23 protein-coding genes are annotated in these 24229 nt (G+C 68.7%); 8 read left to right on the forward strand and 15 right to left on the reverse strand.

The features are described 5' to 3' along the window. Positions 1-34: 34 nt before the first annotated feature. The 8 genes from BYZ73_RS10820 to BYZ73_RS10855 all read right to left on the reverse strand — a co-directional run bounded on the left by BYZ73_RS10820 (position 35) and on the right by BYZ73_RS10855 (position 6355). A complete protein-coding gene (locus BYZ73_RS10820) occupies positions 35-754 on the reverse strand; it encodes a transporter substrate-binding domain-containing protein (protein WP_108027304.1) in 720 nt (239 codons plus the stop codon). A 34-nt stretch (positions 755-788) separates the two neighbouring features. Next, positions 789-1565, reverse strand: coding sequence for an ABC transporter ATP-binding protein (locus tag BYZ73_RS10825; protein ID WP_112315959.1), 777 nt, complete (start codon positions 1563-1565; stop codon positions 789-791). A gap of 180 nt (positions 1566-1745) precedes the next feature. Continuing rightward, positions 1746-2192: a tellurite resistance TerB family protein gene (locus BYZ73_RS10830; RefSeq protein WP_108027302.1), complete on the reverse strand. Its 447-nt coding sequence runs from the start codon at positions 2190-2192 to the stop codon at positions 1746-1748. Positions 2193-2257: 65 nt separating this feature from the next. Continuing rightward, on the reverse strand, positions 2258-3049 hold the full coding sequence (locus tag BYZ73_RS10835) for a 23S rRNA (adenine(2030)-N(6))-methyltransferase RlmJ (protein ID WP_112315960.1): 792 nt from the start codon (positions 3047-3049) through the stop codon (positions 2258-2260). 25 nt (positions 3050-3074) lie between these two features. Continuing rightward, positions 3075-4718, reverse strand: coding sequence for a CTP synthase (locus tag BYZ73_RS10840; protein ID WP_108027300.1), 1644 nt, complete (start codon positions 4716-4718; stop codon positions 3075-3077). A gap of 221 nt (positions 4719-4939) precedes the next feature. Then, on the reverse strand, positions 4940-5314 hold the full coding sequence (secG, locus tag BYZ73_RS10845) for a preprotein translocase subunit SecG (protein WP_108027299.1): 375 nt from the start codon (positions 5312-5314) through the stop codon (positions 4940-4942). A 63-nt stretch (positions 5315-5377) separates the two neighbouring features. Then, on the reverse strand, positions 5378-5803 hold the full coding sequence (locus tag BYZ73_RS10850; protein WP_112315961.1) for a DUF6524 family protein: 426 nt from the start codon (positions 5801-5803) through the stop codon (positions 5378-5380). Between the two features lie 153 nt (positions 5804-5956). Continuing rightward, entirely contained in the window at positions 5957-6355 is a 399-nt protein-coding gene (locus BYZ73_RS10855) for a DUF6524 family protein (protein WP_108027297.1), read from the reverse strand. Between the two features lie 150 nt (positions 6356-6505). Here BYZ73_RS10855 and BYZ73_RS10860 point away from each other — a divergent pair, with 150 nt between their 5' ends. Beyond that, a complete protein-coding gene (locus tag BYZ73_RS10860; protein ID WP_112315962.1) occupies positions 6506-7798 on the forward strand; it encodes an adenylosuccinate synthase in 1293 nt (430 codons plus the stop codon). After that, complete coding sequence (locus BYZ73_RS10865) at positions 7798-8058, forward strand: DUF2842 domain-containing protein (protein ID WP_112315963.1); 261 nt, start codon at positions 7798-7800, stop codon at positions 8056-8058. The genes BYZ73_RS10860 and BYZ73_RS10865 overlap by 1 nt, the downstream gene beginning before the upstream one ends. 16 nt (positions 8059-8074) lie before the next feature. Here the strand turns inward: BYZ73_RS10865 and BYZ73_RS10870 are convergent, their stop codons facing one another. Beyond that, entirely contained in the window at positions 8075-9778 is a 1704-nt protein-coding gene (locus BYZ73_RS10870; RefSeq protein ID WP_112315964.1) for a hypothetical protein, read from the reverse strand. 141 nt (positions 9779-9919) lie between these two features. Here BYZ73_RS10870 and BYZ73_RS10875 point away from each other — a divergent pair, with 141 nt between their 5' ends. Then, complete coding sequence (locus tag BYZ73_RS10875; RefSeq protein WP_112315965.1) at positions 9920-10603, forward strand: thiamine diphosphokinase; 684 nt, start codon at positions 9920-9922, stop codon at positions 10601-10603. Here BYZ73_RS10875 and BYZ73_RS10880 read toward each other — a convergent pair. The 3 genes from BYZ73_RS10880 to BYZ73_RS10890 all read right to left on the reverse strand — a co-directional run bounded on the left by BYZ73_RS10880 (position 10569) and on the right by BYZ73_RS10890 (position 13145). Then, positions 10569-11489 (reverse strand): DMT family transporter, encoded by a 921-nt coding sequence (locus BYZ73_RS10880; RefSeq protein ID WP_112315966.1) that lies wholly within the window; start codon positions 11487-11489, stop codon positions 10569-10571. The genes BYZ73_RS10875 and BYZ73_RS10880 overlap by 35 nt on opposite strands. Positions 11490-11585: 96 nt before the next feature. Then, complete coding sequence (locus BYZ73_RS10885) at positions 11586-12245, reverse strand: hypothetical protein (protein WP_146746284.1); 660 nt, start codon at positions 12243-12245, stop codon at positions 11586-11588. Between the two features lie 48 nt (positions 12246-12293). Then, on the reverse strand, positions 12294-13145 hold the full coding sequence (locus BYZ73_RS10890; protein WP_112315968.1) for a PRC-barrel domain-containing protein: 852 nt from the start codon (positions 13143-13145) through the stop codon (positions 12294-12296). A 351-nt stretch (positions 13146-13496) separates the two neighbouring features. On the opposite strand from BYZ73_RS10890, the gene BYZ73_RS10895 reads away from it, so the two are divergent. After that, positions 13497-13682 carry a PLDc N-terminal domain-containing protein gene (locus tag BYZ73_RS10895; protein ID WP_075786729.1) on the forward strand — a complete coding sequence of 62 codons (186 nt, stop codon included), beginning with the start codon at positions 13497-13499 and terminating at the stop codon, positions 13680-13682. 31 nt (positions 13683-13713) lie between these two features. Further along, a complete protein-coding gene (locus BYZ73_RS10900; protein ID WP_112315969.1) occupies positions 13714-15309 on the forward strand; it encodes a phospholipase D family protein in 1596 nt (531 codons plus the stop codon). Positions 15310-15465: 156 nt separating this feature from the next. Here the strand turns inward: BYZ73_RS10900 and BYZ73_RS10905 are convergent, their stop codons facing one another. Continuing rightward, a complete protein-coding gene (locus BYZ73_RS10905; RefSeq protein WP_108027289.1) occupies positions 15466-16533 on the reverse strand; it encodes an AI-2E family transporter in 1068 nt (355 codons plus the stop codon). A 151-nt stretch (positions 16534-16684) separates the two neighbouring features. Between BYZ73_RS10905 and BYZ73_RS10910 the strand changes: the two genes are divergently transcribed. Continuing rightward, positions 16685-16885 (forward strand): CsbD family protein, encoded by a 201-nt coding sequence (locus tag BYZ73_RS10910; RefSeq protein WP_108027288.1) that lies wholly within the window; start codon positions 16685-16687, stop codon positions 16883-16885. A 343-nt stretch (positions 16886-17228) separates the two neighbouring features. After that, entirely contained in the window at positions 17229-17558 is a 330-nt protein-coding gene (locus tag BYZ73_RS10915) for a hypothetical protein (protein ID WP_181498022.1), read from the forward strand. Positions 17559-17615: 57 nt separating this feature from the next. On the opposite strand, the gene BYZ73_RS10920 is transcribed toward BYZ73_RS10915, so the two are convergent. Further along, positions 17616-18716, reverse strand: a complete 1101-nt coding sequence (locus tag BYZ73_RS10920) for a hypothetical protein (protein ID WP_146746285.1) — start codon at positions 18714-18716, stop codon at positions 17616-17618. Between the two features lie 250 nt (positions 18717-18966). Continuing rightward, a complete protein-coding gene (locus BYZ73_RS10925) occupies positions 18967-21339 on the reverse strand; it encodes a Tex family protein (RefSeq protein WP_112315972.1) in 2373 nt (790 codons plus the stop codon). Between the two features lie 154 nt (positions 21340-21493). Between BYZ73_RS10925 and BYZ73_RS10930 the strand changes: the two genes are divergently transcribed. After that, entirely contained in the window at positions 21494-24220 is a 2727-nt protein-coding gene (locus BYZ73_RS10930; RefSeq protein WP_112315973.1) for a DUF2339 domain-containing protein, read from the forward strand. The last annotated feature ends 9 nt before the right edge of the window (positions 24221-24229 follow it).

Raw genomic sequence — 24229 nt, forward strand, 5'->3', positions numbered from 1 at the left:
GCGGGGCGAACCGGCCGCCCCGCCCGCATCTGTCTTACCAGCGGGGCGAGTCTTCGCCCAACCACTTGATGATGAGCGCGTTCATGGTGCCGTCATCCTTCATGGACTGGATCGCGGCGTCGAACTTGTCCTTCAGCTCGGGATCGGACTTGCGGAAGGCCATGCCGATGCCGTTGCCAAGCGGGGTGTCCTCGCCGACGAAGACCATGTCGCCCTCGTTCACGATCGGCACCAGGACGTCCTTGTCGGCCAGCACCGCATCGGCCTCGCCATTGCGGACGGCCGCGACGCATTCATCGGACGTGGGGTATTCCAGCAGGGTCGCGCCGGTATCGACCACATGATTGGCCTGGATCGTGCCGGTCTGGGCCGAGATCACGCCGCCTTCAAGATCGACCTCGTCGCTCAGCGCAGCATAGGAGGACAGCGAGGGGGGCGTGTAGGGCTGGGTGAAGGCGACGACTTCCTCGCGCTCGGGCGTGATGCTCATGCCGGCGATGATGGTGTCGTAGTTGCCCGAGACGAGGTTCGGAATGATCGAATCCCAGTCATTGGTGACCCAGGTGCAGGTCAGTTCGGCGCGCTTGCAAAGCTCGTCGCCCAGCTCGCGTTCAAGTCCGTCGACCTCGCCCGCATCGTTGATGAAGTTGTAGGGAGGGTAGGCGCCCTCGGTGCCCAGACGCACCACGTCCTGCGCCAGCGCCATGCCGGCCGAAAGGGCCAGGGCGGCGGTGCCAAGGATCAGCTTTTTCATCGGAAGTCTCCCATGTTGTCTTACATGTGGCCGTTCAGGCGGCCGTTGCACTCAGGAATTGCTGAAGACGCGCCGAGGATGGCGCGCCGAACACGGTCTCGGGCGGGCCCTGTTCCTCGATCAGGCCCTGATGGAGGAAGACGATGTGATCCGAGACATCTGCGGCCAGTCGCATGTCATGGGTGACCAGGACCATCGTGCGCCCCTCTTCCGCCAGCACCTTGATGACCCGAACGACTTCCTGCTGCAACTCGGGATCGAGCGCCGAGGTCGGTTCGTCGAACAGCAGCGCGCGGGGCTGCATCGCCAGCGCCCGGGCGATGGCCGCCCGCTGCTGCTGGCCGCCCGAAAGCTGGGCGGGAAAGGCGTCGCATTTGTCGCCGATGCCGACCTTGTCGAGCAGAGACCGCGCGCGGACCTCGACCTCGTGCCGGTCCTCGCCCAGCACGGTGACGGGGGCCTCCATCACGTTCTGCAGGATCGTCATGTGGGACCAGAGGTTGAACTGCTGGAACACCATCGACAGGTTGGTGCGGATACGGATCACCTGATGGCGATCGGCGGGATGGCGCGCGGGGCCGGTGCCGCGCCACTTGACCGGCTCGCCCTCGAAGAGGATCTCGCCCTGCTGGCTGTCTTCCAGAAGGTTGGCACAGCGCAGAAGCGTCGATTTGCCCGAGCCCGAGGACCCGATCAGCGAGACCACATGCCCTTTCGGCGCGGTGATCGACACGCCTTTCAGGACCTCAAGATCCCCATAGCTCTTGTGCAGATCGCGAATGTCGAGAACGGGCGGGGTAGGTTCAGTCACGCGAAAGCCGCTGCCAAGTTATTGTCCGGGCTCGGATTAGGGCGCAATTCGGACCTGATTGCAACGGGGAAACGGCGCCCCGACAGGCGAACGCACAGGATTTGGGCAATGTGTCCCAGCCGTTCGCGCATAGGGGTTGCGGTTGCGGCGCGCCGGACGCGGCCTGCCCGGGGTCGGGCCTCAGCCGGCGTGTTTCGCCTCGGCCCGCTGGCGGGCCAGCGCGCTGTCGCGGTCGTTGACGCCGAGAAGGTTTGCCACCAGACGCAGCAGGCCGTCCTCCTCGTCGTCGCGCACGCCATCGGCCAGAACCACCTCCCACAGCGCCTCGACCACGCCCTCGCGGTGCTCGTAGGGCACCGCGTCCTTGATCGCGCGGGTAAAGCGGACGGTATCGGGGGCCTGCGCCTCCAGCGTTTCGGCGCGGCTGCGCAGCTCCAGCGCCTGGTCGGGGCTCAGCGCATAGCGCGCCGCGAGAATGCGCGAGATCCGCTCGGCCTCCTCGCGGGCATAGTCGCCATCGGTTCGCGCGATTCGCACCAGCAGGGCTGCCAGAGCCAGCCGGGCGTCGGGATCGTCGAGCCGGTCGGGGTCGGGGCCGATCAGGCGGTTGAGGAAGTCTGCGAACATGGGGGGGATATAGGCCTGTGTCGCGCGCCGGGAAAGGCGTTTTGCACCCCTGCGGGCTGCGCGGCTCAGCCGGCCGTGCCGGAGAGCGCCGAGAACAGCCGGCCGAGGGCCGCCGCCTCGGCCTCGAGCCCCCAGGGCGGGTTGACCACAAAGAGTCCCGAACCGATCAGCCCGTGACCGTCACGCGCGGGCGGAAACCGCACCTCGTGGCCAAGCGCCTCGGGAAAGGCTACGCGCAAGGCCGCCGTCATCGGCGCATGGGCGCCCGCGGGCAGGATCGGATACCACAGCACCAGCGTGCCCACGTTCCATTTGCGATGGAGCGCCGCCATATGCCGGGGGATCGCAGCGTAATCGGTCTTCACCTCATAGCTGGGGTCGATCAGCATCAGGCCCCGCCGGGGCGTTGGCGGGGTCAGCGCCTGCGCCGTCTCGAATCCGTCCCGGGCCAGCACATGCGCGCCGAACGGGGCCATCGCCGCTTCCAGTGCGGCGCCCTCCTGCGGGTGCAGTTCGGCCAGATGGAGCGCATCGCCGGGCCTCAGCGACAGCGCCGCCAGCAAGGGCGAGCCCGGATAGGCGCTGGCGCCGAAGCGCGCACGCACCTCAGACAGACGCTGCCGGTACGGGTGGACCTCGGGCAGCTGCCGCTCCATCGCGCCGATGCCCGCGGCCGCCTCGCCGGTCCGGACCGCCTCCGCCGCGGCCAGATCGTAGAGGCCCCGCCCGGCATGGGTCTCGATATAGGTCAGCGGCTTGTCCTTGCGGGTGAGGTAGTCGAGCATCGCACACAGCAACGCGTGCTTGTGTACGTCGGCCAGATTTCCCGCATGGTAGATGTGCTGATAGGACAGCATGGCGTGACGGCCCCGCGCGCGGTCCTCAGACCAGCCGCGAGGCCTCGACCGCGGCGCGCACGAAATCGGCGAACAGCGGATGCGGCGCGAAGGGCTTCGATTTCAGCTCGGGATGGAACTGCACGCCGATGAACCAGGGATGGTCCTTCCACTCGACGATCTCGGGCAGGCGGCCGTCGGGCGACATGCCGGAAAACACCATTCCGCAGGCTTCGAGCTGCTTGCGGTACTTGATGTCGACCTCGTAGCGGTGGCGGTGGCGTTCCTCGATCACGGTCGATCCGTAGATGTCGGCCACCTTCGAATCCTTCAGCAGATGCGCGGTGTAGGCGCCCAGCCGCATGGTGCCGCCCTTGTCGTCGCCGAGCTTGCGTTTCACCATCGCATTGCCCTGCACCCATTCCTTGAGGTGGTAGACGACCGGGGTGAATCGCTTCTTGCCGGCCTCGTGGTCGAATTCCTCCGACCCGGCATCGGACAGCTCGGCGACGTTCCGCGCCGCCTCGATCACCGCCATCTGCATCCCGAGGCAGATCCCCAGATAGGGCACGCCACGGGTGCGGGCGAATTCCGCTGCCTTCATCTTGCCCTCGGTGCCGCGCTCGCCGAAGCCGCCGGGCACGAGGATCGCGTGGAAGCCTTCCAGCCAGGGACCCGGGTCCTCGCGTTCGAAGATCTCGGCATCGATCCATTCTGCCTTGACCCGGACGCGGTTGGCCATGCCGCCATGAGTCAGCGCCTCGGCGATGGATTTGTAGGCGTCTTCCAGCTGGGTATACTTGCCCACGATGGCGACGCGCACCTCGCCCTCGGCGTTGAAGATCCGGTCGGACACGTCCTCCCATTTCGAAAGATCGGGCTTCGGCGCCGGGTTGATCTGGAACGCATCCAGCACCGCCTGGTCCAGCCCCTCGCGGTGATAGGCCAGCGGCGCCTCGTAGATCGACTTGAGGTCCTGCGCCGCGATCACGCTGTCGGGGCGCACGTTGCAGAACAGCGCCAGCTTTTCGCGTTCCTTGGCCGGGATCGGTCCCTCGGACCGGCAGACCAGCACGTCGGGCGCAATGCCGATCGAGCGCAGCTCCTTGACCGAGTGCTGGGTCGGCTTGGTCTTCAGCTCGCCGCTGGCCTTGATGTAGGGCAGCAGCGTCAGATGCATGAAGATGCACTGGCCGCGCGGCTTGTCCTGGCTGAACTGGCGGATCGCCTCGAAGAAGGGCAGGCCCTCGATATCGCCGACCGTGCCGCCGATCTCGCACAGCATGAAATCGACCTCGTCCTCGCCGGTGGCGATGAAGTCCTTGATTTCGTTGGTGACGTGCGGAATGACCTGAATGGTCTTGCCCAGATAGTCGCCGCGGCGTTCTTTCTCCAGCACGTTGGAATAGATCCGCCCCGACGAGATCGAATCCGTAGACCGTGCCGCGACCCCGGTGAAGCGTTCGTAATGCCCCAGATCGAGGTCGGTTTCGGCCCCGTCATCGGTGACGAAGACCTCGCCATGTTCGAACGGGCTCATCGTGCCGGGGTCGACGTTCAGGTAAGGGTCCAGCTTGCGCAGCCGGACGGTAAAGCCGCGCGCCTGCAGCAGGGCCCCCAGCGCGGCCGAAGCCAGGCCCTTGCCCAACGACGACACAACCCCGCCCGTGATGAAAATGAAGCGTGCCATGTAGCTGGAGTCTCCCGTGACTAATGCTCGAAGGTCTGCTGGATTCGGGGCGCGCACGCCCCAGCATCACGGGACTTGGACTATAGCGGATTCGCGACGGAGCCGCAACCGGACCGCAAGATGCTGGGGCGGGTCTGTGGCCCGAATCAATGTGTTGTGGTGATTTTGTGTCAGCCGCGCGGTCCCGGCCGGTCGGGCCGCGCGGTGGGGCGGGGCGCGGTCTAGTCCGCGCGGGGCGGCGCAACCGGCGTGTCGCTGGGCGCGACCGGGGCGGGGGGCAGAAGCCCGGGCTCGGTGGCGGGCGCATCGCCGGGCGCGGTCTCGTCCTGGGCGGCCGGGGCGGGGATGCCCAGCCGGTCGACGACCGAGGTGCCTGCGGCGTTTTCAGCGGCGATGATGGTCAGCGCGATCGAGCTGGAGATGAAGCAGACCGCGAAGAACCAGGTCAGCTTGCCCAGCGGCGTGGTCGGGGCGCGGCCGGTGATCGTGCCACCCCCACCCATGCCGAGCCCGCCGCCTTCGTTGCGCTGCAGCAGCACAATGCCGATCAGGCAGACGGCGAGGATCAGATGAACGATGAGGATGACGTTTTCCATATGGAGCGGCCCCGGCTTTGACTTGGCGCGTACCTATGCCGAACGGGCCGCTCCCGCAACCCCTCAGGCGCCGGCGGTCTTGCCGGCGGTCTTGCTGGTCGACCGGGTTTTCTTGGCGTTCGCCGCCTTGATCTTGCTGGGCGAGCGCCAGCTCATCGCGCCGCCGAGGATCAGCGACAGCAGAACCGCGCCGCCCCAGACGTTGAAGCTGCTCATTTCCATGCTGAGTGTGCCATTGCCGACAAGGATGTAGCCCAGAAGGCCGAGGATGATCACCAGCAGGATGATCCCCAGAACGCCGAGCGTGCGGACGGCGGCGACGAGGTAGATCAGCAGGGCCAGGGCCAGCATCACGCCGATACCGATGACCAGCGGTTTGTCGGTGGCGTAATTGTCCTGGGCCCAGGTGACGTAGTTATAGTCGGTCGGATTGTAGGTGGCGGCGAGCAGCAGGAAGGCGACCAGCCAGCGAAGCAGGAATCCGGACATTCATGTTCCTCCGTGATTATTTTGATGTGCCGACTCGACAAGAGTTTAACGCGGCCTAGGGCGGATGCGTCGACTTTCGGGCGGCCTCATCGTCGCAGGGCCGGGCCGATCCGGGGCCCGTCAAGGCTCTGCGACGCGATGTCCCGCGCGGATCTAGTCGTCCACGTCGTCGATATCGGCCTGTCCCGAAAGCTTCCGCCGGATGATGCTCCAGCCCAGTCCGACCCCCAGAACCAGCGACAGCGCTAGCAGCCCGATCCAGGTGTTGAGCCCCGGATCGTCCAGCCGGATCACGTTCCAGTCGACCAGCACCCAGAGCAGTGCTCCGACGAGTGCCGCCACCAGCGCCATGCCGAACGGCCCGATCGAGCGCAGCGTGGCGCGCAGGTAGATCGCGTAGCCGGTGAACAGCAAAAGCCCCGCCAGCACGACCATCGGCGTCTGGCTGTCCCAGCCCGAGATCGCCCAGCGGACGTAATTCCAGGGGGTGGGGTTGTAGGTCAGGGCCAGCAGCAGGAAGGCGACCAGCCAGCGAAGCAACAATGCGGCCATTTCGGGCTCTCCGTTCGTTCGTGTTTCGTGCGTCCTGCGGCGAATCTAGCGATCCGGGCGGCGGTGTCGCCGAGTTTTTGCCTTGCCTCGTCGCCGCAGGCGTTTATACCTGCGCGGGTTTGCATTGCAGCAGCTTGAAAGGAATTGGCCGTGGCCAATGTCGTCGTCGTTGGCGCCCAGTGGGGCGACGAGGGAAAAGGCAAGATCGTGGACTGGCTGTCCGAACGCGCCGATGTGGTGGCGCGGTTCCAGGGCGGGCACAACGCGGGCCATACCCTGGTGATCGACGGAACCGTCTACAAGCTGAACGCGCTGCCCTCGGGCGTGGTCCGGGGCGGCAAGCTCAGCGTGATCGGCAACGGGGTCGTGCTCGACCCCTGGCATCTGGTGAAAGAGATCGAGACGATCCGCGAGAAGGGCGTCGATATCACGCCCGAGACGCTGATGATCGCCGAGAACACGCCGCTGATCCTGCCCTTCCATGGCGAACTTGACCGCGCCCGCGAAAGCCAGAACACCCTGGCCAAGATCGGCACCACCGGGCGGGGCATCGGCCCCTGCTACGAGGACAAGGTCGGCCGCCGGGTGATCCGGGTCGCCGATCTGGCCGACGCCGCGACGCTGGAACTGCGCGTCGACCGGGCCCTGGTGCACCACAACGCGCTGCGCGCGGGGCTGGGCCTGCCCGAGATCGACCGCGACGCGCTTCTGGCGAGCCTGCGCGAGATCGCGCCCGAGATCCTGAAATACGCGGCCCCGGTCTGGAAGGTGCTGAACGAGAAGCGCCGCGCCGGCAAGCGGATCCTGTTCGAAGGCGCGCAGGGCGCGCTTCTGGACATCGACTTCGGCACCTATCCCTTCGTCACCTCGTCGAACACCATCGCCGGTCAGGCCGCGACCGGCACCGGCATCGGCCCGGCGGCTGTCAACTTCGTGCTGGGCATCGTCAAGGCCTATACCACCCGCGTGGGCGAGGGGCCGTTCCCGACCGAGCTGAAGGACGACGACGGCGAGCGTCTCGGCACGCGCGGCCATGAATTCGGCACCGTGACCGGACGCAAGCGCCGCTGCGGCTGGTTCGACGCGGTGCTGGTGCGCCAGACCTGCGCCACCTCGGGCATGACCGGCATCGCACTGACCAAGCTCGACGTGCTCGACGGGTTCGAGACGCTGAAGGTCTGCGTGGGTTACGACCTGGACGGGACCCGGCTCGACCATTTGCCCACCGCCGCCGATCAGCAGGCCCGCTGCACGCCGATCTACGAAGAATTGCCGGGCTGGCAGGAATCGACCGAAGGTGCGCGCAGCTGGGCTGACCTGCCCGCCAACGCCATCAAGTATGTGCGCCGGGTCGAAGAGCTGATCGACTGTCCGGTGGCGCTTTTGTCGACCTCGCCCGAGCGCGACGACACCATCCTCGTCACCGATCCGTTCTCCGACTGATGGCGTTGTCCTGGAAAGCCCGCCGCCGCTGGTCGCTGGTGATCCTGCTGATCGGATTGCCCGCCTATATCGTGGTGGCCGTGAGCGTGATGAACGCGCTCGGCCGCCCGTCTTTCCTGGTCGAGCTTCTGGTCTATGTGGCGCTCGGCATCGTCTGGGCGCTGCCCTTCCGCTTTGTGTTCCGGGGCGTCGGACAGCCTGACCCGGACGCGCCGCGAAAGGACGAAGCCGCCGAGAAAACCGGGCGGCGCGACGGCTGAACGGCGGTCTTGTCCCTTAGGCGATGCGGTTGGCGGACCTGTCTTCCCGGCCGCCCGCCACGTCGTCCATCACGAACTGGCCGCGTCTCAGCCGCCGGAACCGCCCGTCGCGCAGGTGAATGCCGAAGGCCCGCAGCATGTCCTCGCGCTGAAAGCCGTCGCCCGCGATGCTGCGGGCCAGTTCGATCACCTGCGGCCGGGTGAAATAGGCCACACCCTCCTGCCGCATCAGATAGGCGGCCCCGGCCTCCAGCAACCCCGCAAGATCGGTCGGGTCATGCGCGCCGAGATCGGCGGCGAAGGCGCGCAGCCGGGTCTCGGTCGCGGGCAGGACCGGTGTGTCGAGCCGCAAGGTCGCGCTGCTTTCGGCGGGGGCGGCCGTTTCGGAACGGGCAATTTCCTTCGGTTCGTCGATCCGCTGCTCGGTCACCAGGATCAGCGGCGCCAGTCGGCCGCGATCCCCGTCCGCCGAAGTCTCGCGGTCGCCGCGCACCACCTCTGCCAGCGCCTGGCGATAGGGACGGGTCGGGCCGTCATCGTCGCGGCGCAGGCGATTGCCGATCCGCCGCTCGGCCACCGTGGCGGCGACCGCCGCCTTCAGATGCGCGATCGAGGCCTGGCGGCGTTTCTGTTCGGGGCCGGCCAGCTTGGTATTGGTCTCGTCCAGCAGTCGTTGAAGCGCCAGTTCGTGATCGGCAAGATCGGCCGACCGGGTGCGCTCGGCCAGGCCCTGACGGGCCGGGACCGCATCGCCGGATGCGGGATGCGGGCCTGGGCGCGGATCGGCCAGCCGAACCGGCGCGGCATCGGCCTGAAGGGCGGCCAGTTCGGCCTGAAGGTCGGCCTCGTCGGACTCCGGCAGCTGGGCGTCGGGGTCGGCCGGAGGGGCGAGCGGCCGTTCGGGCGTGTCGGGCCATGCGTCGGTCAGATCGTCCCGGCGCAGCTTCAGCACCCGGGCGCGCGCCTGCTGGGGCCGGGTCGATGCCGCGGTGGCTTCTGCGGGCTCGGGAACCGGGCGCGACGCGGCATTGGCCGCCGGGCCGCGATCCTCCGGGCGACGCCGCAACTCGGGACCGGAGGTCGCTGCCGTGTGCGGGCGGTCCTCGGCGGCCGAGGCCCGGGCGGGCGCATCTGGCCGGTGGCTGTGCCGGGCCGCGACGCCTGTGTCGCTTTCAGGGCCCGCCTTCTGTCGAAGAGGGGAGGCCGCCCTGCCCGGATCCGCCGGGCGCTCCGGCGGTCGGGCGAAAGGGCGCTGCGGGCCCTGCGCGGGCGCCGCGAGGTCTTCGGTTTCGTCCTCGAAACCCGGTCCGGCCAGTTCGGCATCCGTGGCATGGGCGGTTTCCACCGCCGCGCGAATGCGCGCCAGTTTGGCGGCGACGGATTCGGGTTCGTCGGCGCGCGGCGGCAGCACCTTGGACGGTGCCGGCGCCGCATGCGATACCTGCGCGGCCCCCGCGACCGGGCTTTCGCCAGAGCGCAGCACGACCCCGTCCAGTTCGACGCGGGCCTCGACCCGGCGGCGCACCTCGCGTTCGGCGATGCGTTGAAGGGTTTCGGCATCGGGGGGCGGAGGTTCGGCGCCGAAATACCGGTCTTCGGCCGCAAGGTCCCGGAAATACTCGGTGACGGCCTTCATCATGCCAAAGGAATCTTCGAACCCCTCCAGCTTGCAGGAGAAGGTCCCATAGGAAACCGTCAGGGTCTTGGTCGGACCAACCATCCGAAACTCGCTTTCTCCCCGAACACTACACGCCTATGTTTACCATAGTGCGGTTCCAGAGAATGAACAGAAAGCGGAATTTTCAAGGTTTTTTCGTCATTTCGGGACTGTCCGCCACGATCTCTCCCAAAGGTTGCCAGAATGCCGACACAATTCGTCCATCATTCCGACAAGATCACGCTTCTTGGCGGCGCCTCGGTCGATCCGGCGCTCTTGAGTCGGGCGCTGGTCATCGCGCCGGCCCTGGTGGCGGCCGATGGCGGGGCGGATACGGCGCTGGCGGCGGGACGCATGCCCGAGGCGGTGATTGGCGATTTCGACTCTATCTCCGAAGCGGCGCGGGCGGCGATCCCGGCCGAGCGCCAGCACCCGGTGGCCGAACAGGACAGCACCGATTTCGAGAAATGCCTGCGCCATGTCGCGGCCCGGCTGATCCTGGGGATCGGGTTCCTGGGCGACCGGTTCGACCATGGCCTGGCGGCCCTGAACGCGCTGGTGCGCCATCCCGACCGGCGCTGTCTGCTGATCGGCGACGACGATCTTTGCTTTCACTGCCCGCCGGAACTGGCGCTGGACCTGCCGCCGGGGTCGCGCTTTTCGCTCTTTCCGATGGCGCCTGTGCGCGGCACCAGCAAGGGGCTGCACTGGCCCATCGACGGGCTCGATTTCGCCCCGGGCGGGCGGATCGGAACCTCGAACCGGGTCTCGGGTCCGGTGCGACTGCGGATGGAGCGGCCGGGCATGGTGGTGATCCTGCCGGTCGAGGCGCTGGACGCGGCGGTCGCGGCGCTCATGGGGCCGGAGGCGGCGGCCGCGTCAGGCTGAGCCGACGTTCGCGCAGGAAGACGTAAAACCCCGAGCCGGTGATGAGCGCGATCCCGGTCAGCGCCTCGAGGTCGGGCAGGTCGTCGAAGATCAGATAGCCCAGCGCCGCCGCCGCGACGATTTCAAGATATTGCAGCAGGGCGATGGCGGCGGTCGGCGCGAGCCGCAGGGCTCCGCTGATCAGAAGATGCGAGACGGTGGCCGCAATCCCGACCCCGGCCAACCAGACCCAGAATGGGCCTCCCGGCCAGACCGGGTCGAGCGGTCCGATCCCCGAGCCGTCGCAAAGAACCAACACCGGCAGCACGATGAAGCTGGCCGCGACCGCTGTCCAGGCCTGCAGCGCCACGGTGGGCATCCGCCGCGCAATCTGTCGCGTCAGCACCATGTAGGCGGCAAAGCAGAAGGCGGTGGCCAGCGGCAGCAGCGCCACCGCGCCGAAGGCCGCAAAGCTCGGCCGGATCACCAGCATCGCGCCTGAAAACCCGACCGCCGAGGCGACGATCCGGCGCCAGCCCACGGCCTCGCCCAGGAAGAGCGCGCCGAGCAGGGTCAGGATGAACGGCTCGACAAAGAAGATCGCGATGGCATCGGCCAGCGGCATCGCCTGCAACGCGGCGAAGAACGCGGTTGTCGCACAGAGGATCAGCCCGGCCCTCACCAGATGCAGCGCCGCCTCGCGCGCCGAGGGCCAGGCGATTTGCCCCAGAGCGACAGCCAGCGGCATCAGGATCGCGGCCTGCACGCCGAACCGTGCGGCGGCGATCTGGCCCACGGGGATCTCCGCCGAGGCGAGCTTGGCGAAGCTGTCCATCACCGGGGCGGTCACGGTAAAGCCGACCATCAGAAGGATGCCGGGCAGGATGCGGTCGGTGCTTTGGGTCATCCAGTCGGTCTGGCCGGAACCAGGGCCGCCGTCCAGCGGTTTCGGCGGCCAGCCGGAGCGCCCGTGGCGGTGAGGTGCTTCGCCGAGGGGGCGGGGTCAGGTCGACCGACCGAGCACCATGCTCTGTGCGACCGCGCCACGGGCCGCATCCGCATGCACGGGCGACTGATAGGTCTCGAGCTTGGCAAGGAAGCTTTCGAGCCAGGCGGTCGGTTGGCCGGCGAGGCGCGAATAGCTGATCTGCGCACGCGTCGTCGAGAACACGTCCATCGGTTGTGTGAAATCCGGCGCTCTGACATCCATTCCGGCCTCGCGCAGACAGTCGACCAGATGCGACTGGAACGTCTCGCCATGGATTTCGAGTTGAAGCAGGAAATCGTGATCCTCGAAGCCTGCATCGCGTAGGTCCCTGGCCATGGCGTCGATCTCTCGCGGCGAGATGTTGGCCATGTCGTAGCGGGCGAAAATGTCGGCGATGGCATCGGGGCCGCGGGGGGAGGCTGCCGAGCTTGCGGCGGCGGAGCCGGAGGCTTCTTCCGCCGCCTTGGCGAAATCGGACGACCGGACCCCGGCGGTGCCGCTGACGCGCGTGTAATTCGCGATGCTTTGGGCGAAGGCACTGTTTCCCTGAACATTCATCGATATGTCTTCCTCGAAAGCGGCCCGGTCGGGCGAGTCGGGCCAAGCATGGCTATCTCCGATGAAGGGTTTGCTAACGCCGCCCGGGTCCCGCTGCCGCAGGAGGCCGGACGGCAAAAGGGGCCGCGCGATGGCGGCCCCCTGTCCTGCTGGTGTGCTGAGCGATCAGCCGGTCCACTCGGGCAGCGATTTCAGCGTATCCTCGGTCTGGACGGTCGTGACCTTCAGATCGCCGTCCTCGCCATGCGAGATGTCAAGCTCGCCATAGGCCAGTTCGACCTGCTTCTCGCCGATGCCGAGGAAACCGCCCACGTCGACGATCACCCGGTCGATCTTGCCGCTATCGGTCAGCACCAGCTCGCCGATTTCGCCGATCTTCTTGCCATCTGCGCCGATCACCGGCTGACCCTGCAGATCCTCGGCGGTCAGCTCGGCCCGCTCGCTGTCCGAAAGCGGCGTACCGGCGTCTGTCGCGGAACCCATGCCGCTGTCATCGGCCTTGGCCTGCTCGGTTTTCATGCCGTCTTCGTTCGAGGCCTGCTTGGTCTCCATGCCGAGGAAGTCGCCCTCGTTGTCCATCGAGGCGCGGTCATAGGCGTCCTTGCCTTCAAGGGTCGACGCATCGCCCTGGAACACGACGAAATATTCGCCCTCGTCATCCGCGTCCGGCGCGAATTTCAGGCTCTGCATGTCGAGCGCAACCTCGCGCTCGCCCACGCCCAGAAACCCGCCGATATCGGCGATCACGGCTTCGACCGAGCCATTGCCGTCGATATAGACGTCGCCGATCTCGCCCACGTCCTTCCAAGTGTCGGGAGCGTCGGTAAGGTCGGTCATCGACATGCCCTCATCCGTGCCGGTGTCGACATAGATGCGTTTGCCGATCAGGGTGTCGGCGCTCATCGACTGGCCGGCCACATCGACATCCGGAGCGGAAATCGGACCGCCCTGGCTCTGGGCAAGGGCGGGCATGGCGACGAGAGTGGCAAGGGCGGTGGTCGCAAGAATACGTTTCATCTGTGAACCTCCTTCTTCGTGTGGCGGTGCCGGTCCGGCGCCGCTTCCATGGCCAGACAACGTGGTCGGGGCCTGCGGGTTTCAGAAAGCGCCCAGAAAAAGGCCAGAAAATCTCGGGAACCTGCCCGGTTTCTGTGCGTTCCGACGCGCCCGTTCCGAACTATGGTCTATTTGCCATTCGGGGCGCGTCCGCGGCCCCTCCCGGTTCGGCATCGGGCGACCGCGCCTTCTGTCGGGACCGGCCTGCCGTCGGCAGGGGCCGGTCAGGGAACCGCAGGGCAGAGCCCGGCGTTGTCCCGGGACATCGCTTACGACACTCGGAACCAGGCCATCAGAAAAGGAACATCCGTCATGGAAGTCACAGGGATCGGCGGTCTTCTCGTCCTCATTCTCGATATATGGGCCATCGTCTCGGTCCTGAATTCCGGTGTCGCGACCGGCAACAAGGTGCTCTGGATCCTGTTGATCCTGCTGTTGCCGCTGATCGGCTTCATCATCTGGCTGATCGCGGGGCCGCGCTCCGCCGTCATCCGCTGAGGTCCGGCCGGACAAGCCTGCAGCCAACGCCATGCATGGATTCACCGAAAGCAGTGCGGCTCGTGCCGCAGCAACCGGTCCGGTCGAGGAGCTTGAGCTTCTTCTGACCGCGGCCGAGGCCTATCCGGCACTCGAGCGCGCCTTTCTGGAGGCGCGCCACACCATCTCGGCCAGTTTCCGCATCTTCGATGTGTCGACCCGGCTTCGCTCGCCCGAAGCCAGGGAGGTGGGAGAAGACTGGTTCGACCTTCTGGTCCATACGCTCGAACGCGGGGTCAGGGTCCGGCTGATACTGGCCGATTTCGACCCGATCGGCGCAGCCGACCTGCATCGGCTCAGCTGGAACGCCCGGCGCAAGCTGATTGCCGCTTGCGAGATCGCCCGAGCGGGAAGCCTCGAGGTGGTCAGCGCCCTGCACAGCGCGCGGGCCGGGCTTGGCGCGCGGCTGGTACTTTGGCCCGGCGCGCATGGCAAGCTGCGCGCGGTGCTGGCCGAACTGAACGCCCTTTCCGGGGACGCGCGCGCGCGGTTTCTGGAAGAAGCCCCTGGGCTTGCCCGGATCACCCGCACCCGGCACGACGGCCGGATCGTGGCGGTGCCCGGCGTGCCGGATCTGACGCCGGCCACCCATCACCAGAAGATGGCGGTGTTCGACGGACGTCTGCTGTATATCGGCGGTCTCGATCTGAACGAGCGGCGCTACGACACGCCCCGCCACCGTCGCGCGCCCGAGCGGACCTGGCATGACGTCCATGCGCTGGTGCGGGGGCCGGTCGTCAGCGCGGCCGAGGACCATCTCGAGGGCTTTCTTTCGATCGTGGCCGGCCAGCGCCCGCCGGGTCCGGCCGCGCCGGGATTCCTGCGCACGCTGTCGCGGCCCGCGCGGCGCGCGCCGTTCCGGTTTTCGCCGATGCCGGTGGTGACCGAGATCGAGCGGGCACATCTGTCGCGCATCGCCGCGGCCGAACATCTGGTCTATCTCGAAACCCAGTTCTTCCGGCATCTGCCGCTGGCTCAGGCGCTCGCCCGCCGGGCGGAGGCGCGCCCCGATCTGCGCGCCATCCTGGTGTTGCCCGCGGCCCCCGAGGACGTGGCCTTCGAGAACAGCAGCGGGCTCGACGTGCGCTATGGCGAGCATCTGCAAAGCCGCTGCCTGGGCCTCCTGTACGATGCCTTCGGTCCGGACCGGGTTCTGGTGCTGTCGCCGGTGCAGCCGCGCCGGATTGTCGACGCCGACGGCCGCGAGGCGCTGCAGGACGCGCCGATCATCTATGTCCATTCCAAGGTGTCGATCTTTGACGACCGCGCGGCGATCCTGTCTTCGGCGAACCTGAACGGCCGGTCGATGCGCTGGGACACCGAGGCGGGGATCGAGCTGACCGCCGCCCGCCATGTCGAACAGATCCGGCAGCGGGTCATGGGGTACTGGCTGTCGCGCGATGCCGACGGTCAGGTCGATCCGGAGGCCCTGGACCCCGCGACCGCGTTCGAGCACTGGCGGGTGCTGGCCGATCTGAACAGTCGCCGGCGGCCCGAGCGGCGCGAGGGGTTTCTGGTGCATTACGATTCCGACCCCGCGCGCAAGCTGGGCCTGCCGGTGCCAGGAGTGCCGCCGGAAATAGTCTGACGCGGCATTCGCTGCGCCGGCGGCGGTCGTCCCGGTTTTGCAGGGGGCGGGGCGGGGCGGGGCGGACCCGCCCCGTTTGCCGTCTGCAAGGTTTGCCGTCTGCAAGGGGCGAGATTGCAGATCGAGCCGCCTCGGTCACCCAAGGCCGAGGCAGGGTCAGAGGGTTTCAGAGGGCTCGGGTTCCGGCATCATGTCCGGTTCGGGCTCGTCGAAGATGTCGAGCATCGCCAGAACGATCACCAGAACCGGGATCGCGATCACCCCGCCGAGAGGTCCCCAGAACCACAGCCAGAAGACCAGAGAGACGAAGATCGCCAGCGGGTTCACTGCGATCCGGCGGCCGACGAAGGTCGGCGTTGCGACCTGCGACTCGATCCCGTTCAGCACCAGATAGATCGCGGCGGGCAAGACCGAGGCCCAGCCGTCGAAGACGATCAGGCCGCCCAGAAGCAGCGCCGCCACCATCGTCGCGGGACCCACGTAAAGCACGAAGTTCAAAAGCGCGGCGCCCGCGCCCCAGGCGATGGCTCCGGGCATGCCCAGCACCCCCAGCGCCACCGCCAGAGAGACGCCGAGCCCGACATTGATCAGCGTGATGGTCAGGAAATAGACCGCCACCAGACGCTCGGCGGTGCGGATCCGGGTCAGGATGGCCTCGCGCCCCAGCCGCCGACCGGCAAAGCTGGCGATCCAGGCATAGACCTCGGAGCGGGTCAGCAGAAAGAAGAAGAGCGCCGCGATGAAGATCAGGATCTGGGCGCCGATCCGGGGCGCCACGAACAGCGCGTCGGTCAGGGTCGGGATCGAGGGGGCCGCGGTCTCGTCCGCGCCGCTGCCGCCCAGCGCGCGCTGGACCTCGTCGCCGACCTGGCCCAGATTCTGCACGAATCCGCGGAAATCGTTGACCACGCCCCGCAATTCCCAGCGGATCGTCGGCCATTGGTCGACCAGCCGACCGACCAGCGGTTCCAGCGCGAAGGCCAGCGCCCCGACCGCGAGGATACCCAGCATAGGCAGCGCCGCCGCGACCGGGGTGCGCGGCAGTTTCAGCCGCCGTTCGAGCGAATCCGCCAGTGGCGACAGGATGATCCCCGCAACCAGCGCCAGACAGAGCGGGGCGAAGATGTCTTCGGCCAGTTTCAGCGCGGCAAAGCCCGCGACTGCCGCCAGAATGATGAGGGCTGTGCGGGACGCCGGATCGATGCGGAATGTGGGGTCGGTCATGGCCGGTCAACGCGCGCGGGTGCGCGCGGTTCCGTCGGTTCCGCGCGGTCCGGAAAGGAGGTCGCTCGGAACGTATCAGCGTTGCCTTGCGGAACCCTTTCCGGCCTTGGGACGTTGATTGGGCAGACAGGAACCGAAAAGGAGGAATTCGATGAATACGGATATCATCCAAGGGAAATGGAAGCAGATCAAGGGCCGGGCGCGCGAAGCCTGGGGGGCGCTGACCGATGACGAACTGGATCGCACCGAAGGCGACCGGGAACAACTGGTCGGCCTCGTCCAGGAACGCTACGGCAAGGCCCGTGAAGAGGCCGAGCGCGAGGTGGACGAATTCCTCTCGAAGTTCAACTGACGCGGCCGCCACAAGATCCGGGCGCCCTGTCCTCTGGAGGGCGGGGCGCCCCTTTTTCCGTGGCGCCTGCCCCCTGGCGCGGGGCAGGCCCGCGAAAGCCCGTGGAAAAGGACAATATTCCGCCGAAGTGATCCGAGAGATTGCCTGTTTTTAAGGCGGTCTTAAGGGTTTCCCCAAGGGAAGCCGGCGTCTTTCCGCGGGAACAGTATCGGTAATTGCATTGTTAATGCACTTGCTGCGACTTTCCGTCTATGATCGAAGCTCACGTACCCTCTGACAGGAACGGAGCCTCTCAATGCCGCACGCGGCTGCGCCTTTCACGACGTACTGCCCGACTTATGTGGTGCTTGAAAGGGACGCCCTGATTTCGGCCGACCTCATTCAGGCGATCGAATCCCTTGGGCCGTGCCGCGTGATGCATTTCTCGTCGATCGAACAGGTGACGCCTGCGCTCGAAGACGTCGGGGCGGTCGATGCGGCGTTTCTCGAGATGCGGGTCGACGATGCGCTGTCCAGCGGCCTTGCGGCCCATCTTGCCAAGCACGGCGCCCGTCTGGTTCTGACCCTTGGCGAGGATGTCGAACGGGTCATGGGCGAGGGGTGGCGCCTGTTGCTGCGGCCGTTCACCGAACGCATGGTCCATGATGCGCTGATCGAGACCAGCGCGGCCTGATACCGGGCCGCGCATGCGCCCGCCCCGCCGGGCTGCGTGACGGGCGACAGGTGCCGTTCAGGCGTCTTCGGCCGGGCGAAGGTCCTCGGGCAGAAGCGCGGGCGGCGTCAGCCCGCCCACAGGGTCGGCCAGCAGTTCCTGGGCCAGGCTCAGCCGCTCGGGGCTGTCGCCGACCAGCGTCCAGAGGCGACGCATGTCCTCTTCCAGACGGTCCCCGGAAATCTCGCCCGCATCGCGCAGCCGCTCGAATTCGGCGATCACGTCGACCGCATAGTCGGTCAGGCCCATCGCCTGAAGCTGGCCGCCCTCGCGGGCATCCTCGGCCACCGCATGGGCAAAGGCGAAAAGCACGACCTGCGACAGCGCCTCGCCGATCGAGGCGCCATGCTCCATCCGGTCGGCGATCAGGGCCTCTCCGGCAAAGGTCATCTCGATCCCGATCACCGCCAGCGCCTCGCGAAGGTTCTCCATCAGGGCCGGGTCGGCATTGTGGCGCAGCGGCACCGTCTTCACCGCAGCGGGGCTGCCACCCAGCTCTTCGGTATAGCCGCGCACGTTGCGCGGCGCGGCGCGGCGCGGCATCGGCAAGGGCAGATCGTCGGCCGCCGGTGTCGGCGAGGGAGCTTCGGCTTCGGGTTTCGGCAAATCGGCGGGCGGGGTCTGGGGCGCGGGCTCGGTTGCCGGGGACGGATCGGCCGGTTGCTGGACAGGCGCCGGTTGCTGTGCGGGTTCGACCTTGGCCGGGGCTTCCGGCGCGGGATCCCTGGCCTCGGGCTTGCTGGCCTCGGGCTTGCTGGCGACTTTGGCGGCGGCGGTCCTGGCGGAAGCCTTCACCGGCGGTTTGGCCGGAGTTTCGGCGGCCACCTCGGCCGGGCTCTCCTCGGCAGCGGTTTCGCCCAAGGCCAGACCGGCGGCCGTCGGGCGCAGCAGGGCGACGGGCTTCGCGCCGAACACCCGGCGCAGAATGAAAGGCTTGCGCTGGATCTCTTCGACCAGCCCCAGCGCCTTCAGCCGTCCCAGCGGGCGCGAGACCTCAAGTCCCCGCCCGCGCGCCCGCACCAGCAGCAGGTCGCGCCCGAAGGGGCCTTCTTCGGCATGGATCTGGCGGATGATCGCCAGCAGGTCCAGTTCGATGGATTCGAGCGGTTTGTCTTGCATCTTGCCCTCGCAGCCCAAGCGCTGGCGGCATGGCAGATCGGCCCTGCCGCGTCAATCGAACCGGCGTCGCGGCGGGGGTCTGGGCGCTCTCCCGCCCGCCTGCCTCCTCCCGCCCGCCCGCCTGCCGGAGCTTTCGCGCAGGCGCGTTTCGCCCGGCCATGCGCTGTGCGGCGACGGGGGGACGATCTGGCGACGGACGGAAGAAGACCGCCGTCCGCACGCGGCGCGCCCGGACCGGTGCGGCGCTGGCCTAGCGGCGCTTCATCGCGTCCAGCAACGCCGCGCCAAGGGCCCCGGGCGCGGCGTCCGAGGCTTTGCCGCCAGGCCCCGAACTGTGCCGCGACGGGCCGTTTCGGGGGCCTTTCCCCGGTCCCTTGCCCGATCCTTTCGGACCCGGCCCGCGTCCCGGCCCCTTGCCCGCCGCACCGCGCGCGACGTCGCGGGGGGCCGCCTCGGTCCCGCCCTCCTTGCGCATCGACAGCCCGATCCGCTTGCGCGGCACATCGACCTCGACCACGCGGACCTTCACCACGTCGCCCGCCTTCACGACTTCGTGGGGGTCCTTCACGAACCGTTCGGCCAGTTGCGAGACATGGACCAGACCGTCCTGATGCACGCCGATATCGACGAAGGCACCGAAGGCCGCGACGTTGGTCACCGTGCCTTCCAGCAGCATCCCCGGGCGCAGGTCGGTGATGTCCTCGACGCCGTCGGCGAAGCTTGCCGTCACGAATTCGGGCCGCGGGTCGCGCCCGGGTTTGGCCAGTTCCGACAGGATGTCCCTGACGGTCGGCAGGCCGAACCGGTCATCGACGAATTCCATCGGGTCGAGCGCGCCCAGCCGGGCCTCGTCGCCCATCACCGCGCGCAGGTCGCGCCCGCAGCTGGCCACGATCCGGCGCGCGACGTCATAGGCCTCGGGGTGGACCGCCGAGGCATCGAGAGGTTCGTCGCCGCCGGTGATCCTGAGGAAGCCCGCGCATTGCTCGAAGGCGCGGGGCCCGAGACGCGCGACCTTCAGCAGGTCCTTGCGTTTCGAAAAGGCGCCGTTCGCGTCGCGATGGGCGACGATGGCCTCGGCCAGCGACCCGCCCAGCCCCGAAACCCGCGCGAGTAGCGAGGGCGAGGCCATGTTCAGATCGACGCCGACGGCGTTCACCGCATCCTCGACCACACCGTCCAGCGCCCGGGCCAGCCGGTGCTGATCGACATCGTGCTGGTACTGGCCGACGCCGATGGCCTTTGGCTCGATCTTGACCAGTTCCGCCAGCGGGTCCTGCAGCCGCCGCGCGATCGAGACGGCCCCCCGCAGCGACACGTCGAGCCCGGGAAATTCCTTCGCCGCCAGTTCCGAGGCCGAATAGACCGAGGCGCCCGCCTCGCTGACGATCACCTTCTTCGGTTTCGGCGCGGGCAGGTCGCCCAGCAGCTCGGCCACCATCCGTTCGCTTTCGCGGCTCGCGGTGCCGTTGCCGATGGCGATCAGATCGACCCCATGCGTGCGGATCAGCGTGGCCAGCGTCGCCTGTGCGCCCCGAAGGTCGTTCTTCGGCTGGAAGGGATAGATCGTGGCGGTGTCCAGCAGCTTGCCGGTCGCATCGACCACCGCCACCTTGCAGCCCGTGCGGATGCCGGGGTCGATCCCCATCGTGACCTTTGCGCCCGCAGGTGCTGCCAGCAGCAGGTCCTTGAGATTTCGGGCAAAGACCCGGATCGCCTCGTCCTGTGCGCGGGTCCTGAGATCGCCCATCAGGTCCAGCATCATCGACAGGCTCAGCTTGGTGCGCCAGGTCCAGCCCGCCGCGTCGCGCAGCCAGCGGTCGCCGGGACCGTCGCCCCGTACGTCGAGCGCGCCCGCCACCATGGCCTGCACCCGGGGCAGCCCCTCTTCGGGTTCGGGGCCGATATCGACCGTCAGCACGCCCTCTTTCGACCCGCGCATGATCGCCAGCGCCCGATGGCTCGGCATCGTGGCCCAGGGCTCGCAATGGTCGAAATAGTCCGAAAACTTGGCGCCGGCCTGTTCCTGCCCCTCGACCACCTTGGCCGTGACCAGCGCGCTGTCCTGCAGGAAGCTGCGCAGCCGCCCGATCAGGTCGGCATTTTCCGCAAGCCCCTCGGCAAGGATGTCGCGCGCGCCCGCCAGCGCCGCCTTCACGTCGGGCACGGCCTCGGAAAGATAGCCCTCGGCCAGCGCCTCGGGGGCGCCGCCGCGGTCGCCAAGGATCGCCTCGGCCAGCGGGCCGAGCCCGTTTTCGCGGGCGATCATCGCGCGGGTCCGGCGCTTGGGCTTGTAGGGCAGGTACAGGTCCTCCAGCACCGCCTTGGTCTCGGCCTTCCGGATCTCGGCCTCAAGCGTCTCGGTCAGCTTGCCCTGCTCGCGCACCGACTCGAGGATCGTCGCCCGCCGCGCCTCGAGTTCGCGCAGATAGGCCAGCCGTTCGGCCAGATCGCGCAATTGGGTATCGTCGAGCCCGCCGGTCGCCTCTTTCCGATAGCGGGCGACGAAGGGCACCGTGGCGCCGCCGTCAAGCAGTTCGACCGCGGCGGTGACCTGATGCGGCTGGGCGCCGATTTCGGTTGCGATGGTGCGGGCGATGCGGGGGGCAAGATCGGCGGTCATGGCGGTCCGAAGTCTGGGTCAGGGGGCGACACCCTAGCCTGTCGGGCGGCCGCAGCCAAGCGGCGGAATCCGGCCGCACGGGTTCTCGCGCGGGACCTTGCGCCGGGCGGGGCTCGGGGCGAGACTGCGCGCCGGGCAAGCGGGAAGGGGTGCCATGGAAGTCTTGTGGGTTTTGTTCGGGGTGGTCTACGGCCTTCTGGTCCTGATCGGCCTGCCGGCGCTGTTGCTGGCCTATCTGGGGCTGCGGCAGACCACCGGCGCGCTCGAAGCCCGGGTCGCGGCCCTGGCCGAAGACATCGCGGTGCTGCGCCGCGACGGGGCGCAACAGGCGCCTGCGACGGAAACCCCGGCGGTCCCGCCGCCGGTCGCGGCGCGCGACCTGCCCGAACCGGCCGCAGTGCCGCCCGAGCCCGCCGCGCCGCCAGCGATGCCGCTCCCGGCCGCGCCCGAGACCGAGGCGGCCGCCGCCCGGACCCTGCCCGCGACGCCTGCGGTCGCCGACCGTGTTGGCACCTGGCTGCGGGAAAACTGGACGCTGGCGCTGGCCGCGCTGTCGCTGATCCTTGGCGGGCTCTTCATGGTGCAATACGGGGTCGAGCAGGGTCTGCTGACCCCGCCGCTCCGGGTGCTGGGGGCGCTGGTGTTGGGGGCCGCGCTGATTGCGGCCGGCGAGGCGATCCGGCGGCGCCACGGCGACACCGCGGCGCCGAACCTGCGCCACCTGCCCTCGACCTTCTCGGGCGCGGGCACGGTCGTTCTGTTCATCGCGATTCTCTCGGCGCATGCGCTTTACGGGCTGATCGGATCGGTTCCGGCGCTCGCGGGCATGGCGGCGGTCTCGGTGGTGGCGATGCTGCTGGGCTGGCTTTACGGGCCGGTGCTGTCGGCCATCGGGCTTCTGGGGGCCACGGCGGCGCCCTTCTTCGTCGGCGGGTCCTCGGACAAGGCGGTTCTGCTTTACCCCTATTTCGCGATGGTGGGGCTTGCCGGGCTGGGCATCGACACCTTCCGGCGCTGGGCCTGGGTGTCGGTTCTGGCGCTGGCGCTGCCCGCGGGGGCGCTGGGGCTGTTATGGCTCCATGCGCCCGACGCGCGCGGGCTGGCGCTGGCCGCGCTGGCACTGGCGGCCGGCACGGCGCTGATCCCGGCGCGCAGCCTGCGGCCCGCCGCCGATGGCCCGACCGTGACCGAGGGCCTTGGCGGCGCGCGGCCCGCCTTCCCGACCTGGCTGGCGGCGGCCGGGCTGGCGCTGGCCTCCGGGGCGGGGCTTTTGCTGGTGCTGGACGCCCTGCGCCCGACCGAGGCCGCCATCGGCTTTGCGCTGCTTCTGGTGCTCTTCGCGGGGGCGGTGTTGGGGCTGCCCCGGGCGCCCGCCTTCGAGGATCTGGCGATCCTGCCCGGGGGCGCGGCGCTTCTGGCGCTTGCGCTGCATGCGGCAGGCGACGGCCCGCTTTACGGCGCCTTCCGAGCCGGGATCGACCGTTTGCCCGAAAGCTCGGCGCCCACGACCGTCTGGTGGCTGGCGGCAGGTGGCGCGGCCCTGTCGGTCATCGCCTTCCAGCGGCTCCGCCAGGCCAAGCCCGGCGGCCCGGACCATCGCGGGTTCTGGGCGCTGGGGGCGGCGGTGCTGCTTCCGGCGACGCTGCTGATCCTCGAGGTCTTCTGGGCCCCGGCCGCGGTGACGGGCGCCTATCCCTGGGCGCTGGCGGTGATGGCCGGGGCGGCGCTGATGGTGCTGCTGGCCGAGCGGCGCTCGGCGCTGGGCGGTGAGGGCCGGGCCTTCGAGACGGGGCTTTTCGCGGCCTCGGCGCTGATCCTGATCGGGCTGGCGCTGTTCCTCGTGCTGACCAAGACCGCGCTGACCCTGGCGCTGTCGGCAATGATGGTCGCGGCGGTCGCCATCGACCGGCGGCATCCGATGCAGCCACTGGGCTGGCTTGCGCAGCTGGGGGCGGCGGTGATCGGCTACCGGCTGGTGATCGACCCGGGCGTCGACTGGGCCATCGACATCGCGGGGCCGCTCGATGCGGCGCTGGCCCATCTGGGGCCGCTTGCGGCCTTTGCCGCGATGCGGGTGCTGGCGCGGCCCGACCGGGGCGCGGTGCGGGCGCTGGCCGACTCCGCGCTGGTGACGACGGCGGCCATCGCCGCCACCGTGGCGCTGCGGCGCTGGGCCGGACCCGAGGGTTTCGAGACCCATTGGGGCATGGGCCTGACCGCCACGGTCTGGACGCTGGCCGCCTTGGCGCAACTCTGGCGGCTGCCGCACGATCCGGGCCTGCTGCGCCCGCTGCGGATCGTCTTCGCGGCGCTCCTGAGCTTCTCGGCGCTGACGGCGGGCGTGCTGCTGCTGAGCGATCTGGCGCAGCTTCTCGACCCCGGCCTTGCCAGTCGCCGCGTGGCCGGGCCGCCGGTGTTCGACAGTCTCGCGCTGGCGCTCTGGCCACTGGCCTTCGTGCTGGCGGGAGGGGCGCGCTGGCTGGGCGAGCCGGGGCGGCCGGGCGCGCGGCTGTTGCGGCCGGGGCTGGCTGGGCTGTCCGCGGGGGCGCTGGGCATCTGGGGCTGGCTTGAAATCCGGCGGCTCTGGCGCGGGCCGGATCTGTCGCTGCCGGGGCCCAGCGATGGCGAGCTTTACAGCTATACGCTGGCGCTGCTGCTGGCCTCGGGTCTGGGTCTGGTCGCGGCCGTCCTGACGCGCTCGCATGTGCTGCGGCGGCTGGCCATGGCCGGGGTCGGGCTGACCGTGGCCAAGGTGTTTCTGATCGACATGTCGGGGCTGTCCGGGTTGGTGCGGGTCGCGTCCTTCGTCGGGCTCGGTCTGGCACTTGCGGGTCTGGCCTGGCTCGACCGCGCGGTCAGCCGGATCTGGGAGAAGGGCTAAGGCCGGACC

The sequence above is a fragment of the Rhodovulum viride genome, assembly GCF_003265965.1.
GTDB lineage: Bacteria > Pseudomonadota > Alphaproteobacteria > Rhodobacterales > Rhodobacteraceae > Rhodovulum > Rhodovulum kholense.